The organism is Massilia sp. 01N410 (assembly GCF_056399665.1).
Genome location: NZ_JBFTRV010000006.1, coordinates 41,303 through 52,395 on the forward strand (window position 1 = coordinate 41,303; position 11,093 = coordinate 52,395).

11 protein-coding genes and 1 riboswitch are annotated in these 11,093 nt (G+C 66.8%); of the genes, 6 read left to right on the forward strand and 5 right to left on the reverse strand.

The window, feature by feature from the left end:
- Positions 1-57: 57 nt before the first annotated feature.
- Together AC1DOP_RS09920 and AC1DOP_RS09925 are read right to left on the reverse strand one after the other, a co-directional pair.
- Positions 58-819: a hypothetical protein gene (locus AC1DOP_RS09920; protein ID WP_442123735.1), complete on the reverse strand. Its 762-nt coding sequence runs from the start codon at positions 817-819 to the stop codon at positions 58-60.
- Positions 820-961: 142 nt separating this feature from the next.
- Positions 962-1,810, reverse strand: coding sequence for a PhzF family phenazine biosynthesis protein (locus AC1DOP_RS09925; protein WP_477250881.1), 849 nt, complete (start codon positions 1,808-1,810; stop codon positions 962-964).
- Positions 1,811-1,918: 108 nt separating this feature from the next.
- Between AC1DOP_RS09925 and AC1DOP_RS09930 the strand changes: the two genes are divergently transcribed.
- Complete coding sequence (locus tag AC1DOP_RS09930; protein WP_442123737.1) at positions 1,919-2,200, forward strand: autorepressor SdpR family transcription factor; 282 nt, start codon at positions 1,919-1,921, stop codon at positions 2,198-2,200.
- A gap of 17 nt (positions 2,201-2,217) precedes the next feature.
- Complete coding sequence (locus AC1DOP_RS09935) at positions 2,218-2,865, forward strand: SdpI family protein (RefSeq protein WP_477250882.1); 648 nt, start codon at positions 2,218-2,220, stop codon at positions 2,863-2,865.
- A gap of 33 nt (positions 2,866-2,898) precedes the next feature.
- Here the strand turns inward: AC1DOP_RS09935 and AC1DOP_RS09940 are convergent, their stop codons facing one another.
- Together AC1DOP_RS09940 and fabF are read right to left on the reverse strand one after the other, a co-directional pair.
- Entirely contained in the window at positions 2,899-4,713 is a 1,815-nt protein-coding gene (locus AC1DOP_RS09940; RefSeq protein ID WP_477250883.1) for an amidase, read from the reverse strand.
- Between the two features lie 101 nt (positions 4,714-4,814).
- Positions 4,815-6,083, reverse strand: a complete 1,269-nt coding sequence (fabF, locus tag AC1DOP_RS09945; protein WP_477250884.1) for a beta-ketoacyl-ACP synthase II — start codon at positions 6,081-6,083, stop codon at positions 4,815-4,817.
- Positions 6,084-6,269: 186 nt separating this feature from the next.
- Here fabF and AC1DOP_RS09950 point away from each other — a divergent pair, with 186 nt between their 5' ends.
- Positions 6,270-7,358 (forward strand): AraC family transcriptional regulator, encoded by a 1,089-nt coding sequence (locus AC1DOP_RS09950; RefSeq protein WP_442123741.1) that lies wholly within the window; start codon positions 6,270-6,272, stop codon positions 7,356-7,358.
- Here AC1DOP_RS09950 and AC1DOP_RS09955 read toward each other — a convergent pair.
- Positions 7,300-8,019, reverse strand: coding sequence for a glutathione S-transferase (locus tag AC1DOP_RS09955; protein WP_477250885.1), 720 nt, complete (start codon positions 8,017-8,019; stop codon positions 7,300-7,302). The two genes, AC1DOP_RS09950 and AC1DOP_RS09955, sit on opposite strands and share 59 nt — an antisense overlap.
- A 277-nt stretch (positions 8,020-8,296) precedes the next feature.
- Between AC1DOP_RS09955 and AC1DOP_RS09960 the strand changes: the two genes are divergently transcribed.
- The 3 genes from AC1DOP_RS09960 (at position 8,297) to AC1DOP_RS09970 (ending at position 10,896) form a co-directional block, all read left to right on the forward strand.
- Positions 8,297-9,259 (forward strand): DUF535 family protein, encoded by a 963-nt coding sequence (locus tag AC1DOP_RS09960; RefSeq protein ID WP_442123743.1) that lies wholly within the window; start codon positions 8,297-8,299, stop codon positions 9,257-9,259.
- 85 nt (positions 9,260-9,344) lie between these two features.
- Complete coding sequence (locus AC1DOP_RS09965; RefSeq protein WP_442123744.1) at positions 9,345-10,502, forward strand: iron-containing alcohol dehydrogenase; 1,158 nt, start codon at positions 9,345-9,347, stop codon at positions 10,500-10,502.
- A 94-nt stretch (positions 10,503-10,596) separates the two neighbouring features.
- A complete protein-coding gene (locus AC1DOP_RS09970) occupies positions 10,597-10,896 on the forward strand; it encodes a hypothetical protein (protein ID WP_442123745.1) in 300 nt (99 codons plus the stop codon).
- 59 nt (positions 10,897-10,955) lie between these two features.
- Positions 10,956-11,058: riboswitch (TPP riboswitch) on the forward strand.
- The last annotated feature ends 35 nt before the right edge of the window (positions 11,059-11,093 follow it).

Genomic DNA, 11,093 nt, shown 5'->3' on the forward strand with positions numbered 1-11,093 from the left:
GCATGAAATTTCCCTAAGGATACATCCTGCCGATGATACGGTCATGGAATATTTTACTCAGACTAGGCGAACTGGGGCATATGCATCGGCACGCCCCCCTCGCTGTGCAGGCCGTGTGGTTGCAAAACCACGTTGCGGGGTGACGCCGCCGATGTCGATGTCCGGATGATGGGTTTCGCGGAAGAACTTCAGCAGCGGATGGTTGGCGGCGCGCCAGCGCTCCTCGGCGGTGGCGATCTCGAAGGCCATCACGCGGTGCGGGATATTCCCGGTGTTACGCAGCGGTACCATTTCCTTGTCGCCGAAGACATCCTTGAACAGCAGTTGTTCGTACTGGCGGTCGACCGGGCTGCGGCCCGCGACCACGGCGAATTCGGTGCCACTTAATTCCCAGTAATCGAAAAATGCTTTCATCAGTGCAACTTTGACCATATGGCCGATACGGCCCTCGCCCACGCCCAGGCGCTCCACTTCGCACAGGGCGCGGCCCTGCAGCCAGTCGGGCAGCGCCACCGATTCCTCGAGGTGCAGCGGACGGAAGATATTGGTCTGCAGGCGCGCGGTGCCGATCGGCGAGCCGTCCAGCTTGGACTCGGCCAGCAGCACGACGGTGTCTTCTTCGTAATCGCAGGCTTCCGGCACACTCAGGGTGCGGGCGAACTCGGGAACGTGGCGCGCATAGGCGGCATGGCGAATGCGGACTGCCTTCCGCAGGCCATCCTCGGTCTCGACACGGCGGACGGTGAACGGCAGGCGTTCGATCTTCATGCCTGCCCGCGGGTGCACGGCGGACACGGCGGCGGGGATGCGCATTTCCATGACAGGATTCCTTGATTGGCTAGACAACGGTTTTTCGTTTTGACCATTATCAATCGTTCAAAAAAATCCTAAGCCTTGAGGAAAGGCGCTTTTTACCCCCTTTTCACGCGTTCCCGAACACCCGTTCGATTCATGGACAGGCTTACATGAAGCGGGCCGTGCCGGCCACGCGGATCGAGCTGCCGGGCGCATTCCCTATATCCGCATGGAGGCGCGAGCGCATGCCCATGTCCTCGCCCTGCACCACGTCGATCGCTCCGCCGTGTGGCCAGCCGAGGTCGCGCAGATAGCCGGCCAGGGCCGCGGTGCCGGCCCCGGTGGCCGGGTCTTCGTAGACGCCGCCGATGGCGAAGGGGTTACGGGTATGGAGCAGGCGCGCGCTCTCGGCCCACACCAGCACGATGGTGACCAGGCCGTGGGCCTGCATCAGGGCGCGGCCGGCCTCGAGCTCGTAGCGCATCGCCGACAGCAAATCACGGCTCGCCAGGCCCAGCACCAGGTGGTCGTTGCCGGCATGGGCCAGGCCGGGTGGAATGCGCGGGTCGAGGTCGGCCTCGCTGTAGCCGAACAGGTCAAGCGCCGCGGCCACCAGCCGCGGGTCGGCCGGCTGGCTGCGGGTCGGCGGCGACTGCAGCGCCGCGGCGACCATCGCGCCCTCGCGCCGGCTTTCGACCGTGATCCTGGCCTGGTTCAGGGCCAGCGGATAGACGCCGTCGCCGAACTCGCGCGCCAGCGCGGCGCCGAGGGCGATGGTGGCGTGGCCGCAGAACGGCACCTCGGCCGCCGGCGAGAAGTAGCGCACGCGAAAACCCTCGCCCCCCTCTTCCTTCACCGCGAAGGCGGTTTCCGAGAAACCCACTTCATGCGCCAGGCGCTGCATCTCGGCGTCCGGCGGCATGGCCGCGCCGATCCAGACGCCGGCCGGGTTCCCGCCCTCCTCGCCGTCGGAAAAGGCGGCAATGCGCAGCACCTGGGTGGACGATAGTCTCATGGGGCTCTCCTCGAACTGGTTGAAAGAAGAATAATGATAATGCCGGCTTGACGGCGGCGCCGGGCCGGCCTATATTTAGACATCCATCTAATTAGAAAAGAATCGAATATGACGGGCAAGCTCACCGCCGCGTTCAAGGCCATCGCCGATCCGACCAGGCGCGAAATCCTGCACCTGCTGCGCAAGGAAGAGATGACGGCCGGCGACGTCGCCGCCCACTTCGACATGACCAAGCCGACCATGTCGCACCACTTCGCGGTGCTGAAGGATGCCGGCCTGGTCAGCAGCCGGCGCGAAGGCCAGACCATCTGGTACGCGCTGAACACGACCGTCCTGGAAGACGTGCTGTCCTGGACGATGGACATGGCGCGCGGCGGCGCGCGCGATTGACATAAAGGGAGACAAGAATGACGAAGAAGCGCTTTCTGTGGTGGTCGATTCCGGTGCTCGTGCTGGTGCTGACGGCGACCGCGCTGGTCTACCGCGACCTGCCGGACATCATCCCCATCCACTGGAACGCGGCCGGCGAAGCCAACGGCTACGGCGCGCGTATCACCATCTTCCTGCTGCCCCTCATCACGGGCTTGATGATGCTGCTGTGGCCCGTCCTGCCGACGGTCTCGCCGGACAAATTCCGGGTCGAGGGCTTCAGCGATACCTGGTGGTTCAGCGGCCTGGTGATGGTCGCCCTGCTCGCCTATGTGCAGGGCGTGCAGCTGGCGGTGCTGGCGCACGGCGCGCTGGACATCGGCCGTGCCCTGCTCGGCGGCATCGGCATCGCCTTCGTCCTGCTGGGGAATGTACTGGGCAAGGTGAAGCGCAACTTCTGGCTCGGCGTGCGCACGCCGTGGACCCTGGCCAGTGACCGGGTCTGGTATTCGACCCACCGGCTGGCCGGCAAGACCATGGTGACGGGCGGCCTGGTGGTACTGGCCGCCGCGCTGGCCGGCTTGCCCCCGTATGTGTCGACCGCCGCGCTGCTGGCGGGGGCGCTGGTGCCGGTGGTTTACTCGCTGGTGTATTACAAGCGGCTGGAGCGCGCCGGCGGCGCGTGAGCGTGGGCACGGGTGCCCACGATCGCAAACGGATCAGAATCCCGGCGGGCGCTCGCCCGCCACACCCGCGGCCTTCTCCAGCGCCAATCCCACCCGCCCAATCGTGCCCTCGTCGAACAGGCGTCCGATCAGGGTCACGCCATGCGGGACGCTGCGCGGCGGCGAGAATGTCGGCAGCGGTTGCGCCGGATCCGGCGCCCAGTCGCTGCGCGCCTGCGTCACCTCGACCTGCCCGGTACGCAGGGTCAGCGAGGGGTGGCCGGTGAAGTTCGAGATCGTCAGCATCTCGTCGCGCAGCGAAGGGACGAGAAGCAGGTCGACCTGGCTGAAAATGCGTGCCATCTCCAGCGCCACCTTCCTGCGCATGCGGTCGGCCTGCACGAAGTCCACCGCCGACAGGAAGCGCGCCTCGCGGAACAGGTTCGGCCAGGCATCCGGCACCTGGGCTTTCAGCTGGTCGACGCGGTGGTCCAGCGTGATCTCCTCGAAGGCCGCCGCCGCTTCGGCGAACAGCACCGCGTTCAGCGACTGATACGGCCAGTCCGGCAAGGTCACCGGCACCGGGTTCAAGCCCAGCTTCTTCAGGTTCTCCAGCGCGGCGCGGTCGGCATCAAGGGCCGGCGCCTCCTTCATCCAGTCGGCAAAATAGCCGACCTTCAGGCCCGCCACCTTCGCGTTCGCGTCGTAGTCCAGCTTCGCGGGCACGCCGGCGACGTCGCCGGGGTCGGTGCCGGAGATCGCCTTCAGCACCAGCATCGCATCCTCGACGCTGCGCGTCATCGGCCCCAGCTTGTCGAGCGACCAGCACAGGGTCATGGCGCCGGTGCGCGGCACCCGGCCATAGGTCGGGCGCAGGCCGGTGACGCCGCAGCGCATCGACGGGCTGATGATGCTGCCGCCGGTCTCGCTGCCGATCGAGAACGCGACCAGGGCGGCGGCGGTGGCCGCGCCCGGGCCGGCGCTGGAGCCCGAAGCGCCCTCTTCCAGCAGCCATGGATTCATGGTCTGGCCGCCGAACCAGACGTCGTTCAGCGCCAGCGCGCCCAGGCTCAGCTTGGCGATCAGCACGGCGCCGGCGGCATCCAGCTTCGCCACTACGGCCGAGTCCTGGGCCGGCACGCGGTCGCGATTGAATTCCGCGCCCCAGGTAGTGCGGATGCCCTTCGTATCCAGCAGGTCCTTCACGCCGTACGGAATGCCGTGCAGCGGGCCGCGGTATCTGCCGGCGGCGATTTCCTTGTCCGCCAGGCGGGCGCGCGCCAGCGCATGCTCTTCGGTCAGCGTGATCACGCTGCGCAGCTTGCCGTCGTAGCGCTTGATGCGGTCCAGGTAGATGCGGGTCAGCCGTTCGGACGTCAGCGCACGCGTCTCGATCCAGCGCGAGAGTTTCGCGACCGGGGCATAGGCGATGTCCTCGTCGTTCTTCGGCAGCGGGCCGGCATCGCTGCGGCTGCGCACGAAGCGTTCGCGCACGGGTCCACCCGTTGCGCCCACGGCCGCCGCTTTCGCCCCGACTGTCGCCGGGGACCAGACCGTGGCCGGGGCGATACCGTCCTCGATCGCCAGCTTGCGCGGACCGGTGCGCCGCTCCATCGTCGAGGCCAGCGACACCCGCCAGCTGCCGGCCGCCATCTGGCGTTCGGCGGGCGTCATCGGCACCTGCATCAGCTTTTCGGCTTCGGCAAAGGTGGCGGGCGTGACTTCCGGGCCGACCGCCGGGGTGGCGCCGAAGGTCGGCGGCGCACCAGGGGTATCGGCCACTTGCGGGACGGGTTCGGAACGGGCGGCGCCGGCGACGGCGAGCAGGCCGAGCGGCGCATTGATCAGGAACTGGCGGCGTTGTGTCATGACTCCTCTGCGGTTGGGTGACGGACTTGGAGCGTTGCGCGCTCTTGTCCGCCGATCCTAACCGATGCTCGTGTGCGGAACAACAAGCCGGCCCCAGCGAATCACAAGCGCCCGAAAACGAGGCTGGCGTTCACGCCGCCGAAGCCGAAGCCATTCGATATCGCGTACTCGGTCGCTATCGCGCGGGCCGCTCCGGCGACGATGTCGACGCCGTCCGCCGCCGGGTCCGGCCGGGCCAGGTTCAGTGTCGGCGGCGCCAGCTGGTCGCGCAGCGCGAGCACGGTGAAGATCGCTTCCACGCCGCCGGCTGCGCCCAGCAGGTGGCCGGTGGCCGACTTGGTGGCCGAGACGGCCGGGCCGCGGCCCGCGCCGAATACGGTCCTGATCGCGGCAAGCTCGCTGGCATCGCCTGCCGGGGTCGAGGTCGCATGGGCGTTCAGGTGCCCGATCATGGCCGGGGCGATGCCAGCCTGGCGGATCGCGGCCTGCATGGCGCGCCGGCCGCCGGCGCCGTCGTCCGGCGGCGAGGTCATGTGATGGGCGTCGCCGCTGGTGCCGTAGCCAAGCAGTTCGGCGATCGGCACGGCGCCGCGCCGCAAGGCGTGCTCGAGTTCTTCGATGACCAGGATGCCCGCGCCCTCGCCCATCACGAAGCCGTCCCGCTCCAGGTCGAACGGCCGCGAGGCCGCCGCAGGGTCGTCATTGAAGCCGGTCGACACCGCCCTGGCGGCGGCGAAGGCGCCCAGGCTGACGCGGTCGATGCAGGCCTCGGTCCCGCCGCAGACGGCGATATCGGCCTCGCCGGCCCTGATCAGGCGCGCGGCGTCGCCGATGGCCTGGGCGCCGGCGGCGCAGGCGGTGACGGGCGCACCGATGGGACCGCGCAAGCCGTGGCGGATCGAAATCTGTCCGGCCGCCATATTCGCCAGAAAGCTCGGCACGGTGAAGGGTGAAAGGCGCTTCGGGCCACGCGCATCGAGGATGCGCACCGCGTCCGTGATCGTGCCGAAGCCGCCGACGGCGGAAGCCACGATGGTGGCCGTCCGTTCGCGCTCCTCGTCGGTCTCGGGCCGCCAGCCGGCCTGCTCCAGCGCCTCGCCGGCCGCCGCCAGGGCGAACAGGCTGAAACGATCCATCTTCTTCAGATCCCGGGTTTCGGCCACCAGCCCGGCGTCGAATCCCCATGGCCGGTCCGGCGCCAGCGCCGGCACCAGCCCGCCGACCTTGCACGGCATCCCGTCCGCCAGCGCCTCGTTCAGGGGAACCAGTCCCGAACGGCCCTGCAGCAGATGGGCCCAGGCGGTCCCGACTCCACATCCCAGAGGCGATACCATGCCCATGCCGGTCACGACGATGCGTCTCGTAATCAAAGCGATGCTCCCATGTGTTGATGAGCGATGCAGCCGGCGATGCGCAAAGCACGCCAATGGCACGTTGCCGAGCCCGCCTCAAGGCAGCATCATTCCGTTGAAGCGAGGAGAAGTATAGGCAAGTGAGCCGGGAATAATTGCCCCGTCACGCCAACTTATATGCAAAGTACGCCATAATCACGAACCATGAACCTGCCCTTGCCAAGCGCCGTCACGGTGTCGGCCCGCGTCCTGCACGAGATGCTGCATGCCTTGCGCGGCAGCCGCGGCAAGGACGTGGCCGCACAGGCGCTGGCCAGCGCCGCCATTCCGCGCTCGCTGCTGCACCGGCCCGGCGCGCGCATCACCCGGCAACAATACGGGGCGCTCTACCGCGCCATCGCGGCGACGCTCGACGATGAAATGCTCGGCCTGTGGTCGAGGCCGATCCGGAGCGGCACCCTGAAATACCTGATGCTCAGCCTGCTCGACGCACCGACCGTGCTGGTGGCGCTGAACCGTTTCGTCCGTTTCTGGAACCTGCTGCTCGACGACTACCGCCTGCACCTCGCGACCAGGAACGAAACGGTCGGCATCGCCCTGCTGGAGAGGACGCCGGATACCGAGGTCAAGCCACTCGGCCATGCGCTGATGATGAAACTGGTCCACGGCATCGTGTCGTGGCTGCTCGGCCGCGACGTCACGCTGCTCCGGGCCGAATTCCGCTTTCCTGAGCCCAGGCATGTCGAGGATTATGTGTTCATGTTTCCGGGCGACGTCAGCTTCGATGCGGCTGCCACCGGCATGTCCCTCGCCTATGCGGATTGCGCGTCCGCGTTCAAACGCGAGAAGCACGAGCTGTGGGCCTTCCTGAAACGCGCCCCCGAAGACTGGGTATTCCGCCAGGCGGAAGGCGGCACCGTCACCGCGAAAGCGCGCGCCTATCTCGAGCAGGCGCTCTCCCGGCCGGCCACGATCGACGGCCTTGCCTCGGCCTTGCATATGTCGGTCCGTACCCTCAACCGCCGCTTCGCCGAAGAAGGGACGCACTTCCAGCAGGTGAAGGATGGATTGCGGCGCGACGTCGCGGTGCACCGGCTGACACATTCGAACACGCCGGTGGCGGCGCTGGCCTTCGACCTCGGATTCGCCGATGCCACAGGTTTTTGCCGCGCCTTCAGGCACTGGACCGGCAGCAGTCCTCTTGAATACCGCAACGGTGCGCGCCGGGCGGATGTCATTCACTATCCCGATTTTCCAGCTCCGGATAGTGCCGGAAGATCCCCTCCTCATTGAAAGGCAGCCGCCGCTTCGATTTCAGATAGGCCGCGATTCGCGGCCGCTTCGCCACCCGCTCGCGCAGCGCGCCGAGCAGAGGATAGCTCGCATCGATCCGCGCCATCGTCGCCGGAAAGGCATAGCGCAGGCCCTCGACCAGCTGGAACAGCGACAGGTCGGCATAGGTGAGCGTGGCGCCGGTCAGGTAGTCCTTCGGCTCCGGCCGCGCAAGGACGCCTTCGAAGTAGTCGAGGAATTTCGGGATGCGCGTCTCGATGAAATCGGCCGAACGGCGCTTCGCTTCCGGACGCTGGTCTTCGTAATACAGCGAGGTCGCGATCGGGTGATGGGTGTCGTGGGTTTCGGCGACCAGGTCGGCGATCGTCAGCTGCAGCTGGTGCACCCATAAGCCACCGGCCTCGTCCGTGGGCGCCAGGCCATGGTGCTGGCCCAGGAAGAGCAGGATGTTCGCCGTCTGGCCGATGGTCAGCCCGCCCGCCCTCAGGAAGGGCGGCGCGAACGATGGATGGTCGGGACCATCCATCGCCGCCAGCATGCGTGCCATGCCGCCCGGTTCGCGGGCCACGTCGACGTAGTCGACCCCGGCTTCCTCCAGCGCCAGCCGCACGAATTCGCCGCGGCCCTGGATCGTCGGCCAGTAAAAAAGTTCGTACACCATGCGACGCTCCTCATCTTATTCGGGATGACTCAATTATTCATTAGGATTTCGATGTTCGGCGCGGCAATCGTGCTAGTCTTGCGACTGGCAACCTCTGCCTGACAAAAAATCAACAAGAGACATCGTGATCACGAATAAGAAAACCCCAGGGATGCGTTATCGAGCGTGGCGATCTTGACCTGCTTGGCATTTTATTTCCGTTGAGCAAGATCACCGTGCCGCCAAAGCCGGTGAGCCAAGATAGAACCACCCCGATAATGAATGCCCGGAGCGCACCATGATTTTCGCTCACCTCACCAAGCACTGGATGGCCCGCCGCAGCCAGTACAGCCTGACCTCCTGGATCCTCTGCATCGCGCGCAGCCTGCGCGTGCTGGCCTATATGCGCGACCATCGCGCACTGTGCCAGCTCGGCGTCTACCGCAACCACGTGGCGCTGCCGTCGAACGACGACCCCTTCCACCACCTCAGTCACCGCGACTACCTCATCAAGGGCCTGTCGGCGCGGCGCCGCGTGCAGGCGGTCCTGAGCCACTACCGCTTCGAGGAAACCACCTTCAACGACGCCTACAAGCAGGCCGTCTACGGCGCCCGCTGCCTGCCGCTGTGGCAGATCGATGCCGACGGCAGCAGCTTCATGATCCAGCTCGAAATGGCGTCGCGCAGCAATGCCGAGGGCGACCTGACCCTGGCCCTGGTCGCCGACGGCAAATGCCTGCACCGCCTGTCCTTCAGCTGGCTGGAAGGCCACATGGTCGGCGTCGATGCGCCGGTGGTGCCCTTCATCGCCCGCAATCAGGGCCGCTGGGTCGATGCCGGCGCCGCCTTCGAAGCCTTCGAGCGCGTATTCCCGAACAATTCTCCCAGCTTCTTCTGCTTCGCCGCGATGCAGGGCGTGGCGCAGGCGGTCGGCATCGACCAGGTCGTGGCCATCCGCAGCGAAGACCACATCGCCTACGACCCCGACCCGGAAAAGCACTTCGCCAATGCCTACGACGGCTTCTGGAAAATCCTGGGCGGCGAGGAAATGCCGGGCAAGCAGGGCTACCGGATCGCCCTGCCCTTCTACGTCAAGCCGCTGTCCGAAATGCCGTCCAAGCACCGCAAGCGCGCCGCCCAGCGCCGCGAACACTGGCGCCTGATCTGCGAATCCGCCCGCACGACGCTGCAGCGCCACCTGCTGCATGCCCGCGCCCACGTCGAGCATGCGGCGCCGGTGCTGGAGCCGGCGCAGGTCTGAACTCCGGCGGCGGACCGCCCGCCAACGCGCTTTTCCCGCTTGCGCGATAATCCCCCTCCTCTGCAACCCGAGGGGGATTTTTATTTTGCTTAACTTCGACTTCCACAATCCTACCCGCATCCTGTTCGGCGAGAACCAGATCGAGCACCTGGCGCAGCTGGTCCCTGCCCGCGCGCGCGTGCTGGTGCTGTACGGCGGCGGCAGCATCCGCGCCAACGGCACCTACGACGCCGTGATGGCCGCCCTGGACGGCCGTACCATCTTCGAATTTGGTGGCATCGAGCCGAACCCCAGCTACGAGACCCTGGTCGAGGCCATCGCCGTGGTCAAGCGCGAGAACATCGACTTCCTGCTCGCGGTGGGCGGCGGCTCGGTCATCGACGGCACCAAGTTCGTTGCCGCCGGCAGCCTGCTGGATGCCGACCCGTGGACCATTCTCGAACAGCGCGCAAAGAACGTGAGCGCGGCCCTGCCTTTCGGCGCGGTGCTGACCCTGCCGGCCACCGGCTCCGAGATGAACTCCGGCAGCGTGATCACCAAACAAGCCACGCAGGAAAAATTCGCCTTCATGTCGCGCCTGGTGTTCCCGCAGTTCGCCATCCTCGACCCGACCCGCACCTATACCCTGCCGGCACGCCAGGTCGGCAACGGCATCGTCGACGCCTTCGTCCACATCATGGAGCAGTACATGACGGTGCCGGCCGATGCCAAGGTGCAGGACCGCTTTGCCGAGGGTCTGCTGCAGACCCTGGTGGAAGAAGGTCCGCGCGCGCTGGCCGAGCCCGACAACTACGCGGTGCGCGCCAACCTGATGTGGACCGCGACCCTGGCCCTGAACGGCCTGATCGGCGCCGGCGTGCCGCAGGACTGGTCCACCCACATGATCGGCCACGAACTGACCGCGCTGTACGGCCTGGACCATGCACAGACCCTGGCGCTGGTACTGCCGGCCATGCTGCGCGAACGCCGCGATGCCAAGCGGGCAAAGCTGCTGCAGTACGCGGCGCGCGTATGGGGCCTGCGTGACGGCGACGAAGATGCGCGCATCGAGGCGGCCATTGCCCGCACCGAGGACTTCTTCCGCGCAGTCGGCGTGGGTACCCGCTTTGCCGACTATGGCCTCGGCAAGGATGTCGTGCCGGCCGTCGTCGCCGCCCTGGAAGCGCACGGCATGACGAACCTGGGCGAAAGCGGCGAGGTCACGCTGAACGTGAGCCGCAATGTTCTCGAGCGCTGCACCTGATGTAGACGCACGGTGGGGTGCGCGGACAGCCGTGCACCCCGCTTTGTTCTGGCAAGCCAGACTGGCACTCGATATCGCCAAAGTTCAATTGCTCATGAACATCGCCTGCATCGCCTGGGACTCCCCGCGTATCACCGGATGGATGCGCGGCAAGCGCATCGACGCCGTGGTCTGGACCGCCCTGCCCGCCAAATTCGACGGCGCCAGCGGCCGTGCGCCGACGGCCGGGGAAGCCGTCGCCTGGCTCGGCAGTCTGCGCGGCGACGAGCGCGCCAAGGCCGAGGACTACATCCGCCGCACACCCGCCCACATCGACACGCCCTACCGCCGCCTCATCGAAGCCCGCCTGGGCTGGCGGCCGTTGCGCGAAGCCTACATAACGCAAAGAAGCTGAGCGCCATCCGGCGAGCATTGCCAGACTCGCCACGCTCGCCCGCATCCGTGCTACACTCGCGCCTTCGCTAGGGGTCCTGGAAGCCGATCTGCTTCCGGGTGAGAGATACCCTTCGTACCTGATCTGGATAATGCCAGCGAAGGAAAGCGCAACGCGGTGCCGAACGGCGCCCACTCCAGTTTGCCCTTCCCCGAGCC

What these genes read in the sequence shown, in the direction of transcription:
- AC1DOP_RS09920 (WP_442123735.1), bottom strand. Translation starts at nt 819, where the DNA reads ATGGAAATGCGCATCCCCGCCGCCGTGTCCGCCGTGCACCCGCGGGCA.
- AC1DOP_RS09925 (WP_477250881.1), bottom strand. Translation starts at nt 1,810, where the DNA reads ATGAGACTATCGTCCACCCAGGTGCTGCGCATTGCCGCCTTTTCCGAC.
- AC1DOP_RS09930 (WP_442123737.1), top strand. Translation starts at nt 1,919, where the DNA reads ATGACGGGCAAGCTCACCGCCGCGTTCAAGGCCATCGCCGATCCGACC.
- AC1DOP_RS09935 (WP_477250882.1), top strand. Translation starts at nt 2,218, where the DNA reads ATGACGAAGAAGCGCTTTCTGTGGTGGTCGATTCCGGTGCTCGTGCTG.
- AC1DOP_RS09940 (WP_477250883.1), bottom strand. Translation starts at nt 4,713, where the DNA reads ATGACACAACGCCGCCAGTTCCTGATCAATGCGCCGCTCGGCCTGCTC.
- AC1DOP_RS09950 (WP_442123741.1), top strand. Translation starts at nt 6,270, where the DNA reads ATGAACCTGCCCTTGCCAAGCGCCGTCACGGTGTCGGCCCGCGTCCTG.
- AC1DOP_RS09955 (WP_477250885.1), bottom strand. Translation starts at nt 8,019, where the DNA reads ATGGTGTACGAACTTTTTTACTGGCCGACGATCCAGGGCCGCGGCGAA.
- AC1DOP_RS09960 (WP_442123743.1), top strand. Translation starts at nt 8,297, where the DNA reads ATGATTTTCGCTCACCTCACCAAGCACTGGATGGCCCGCCGCAGCCAG.
- AC1DOP_RS09970 (WP_442123745.1), top strand. Translation starts at nt 10,597, where the DNA reads ATGAACATCGCCTGCATCGCCTGGGACTCCCCGCGTATCACCGGATGG.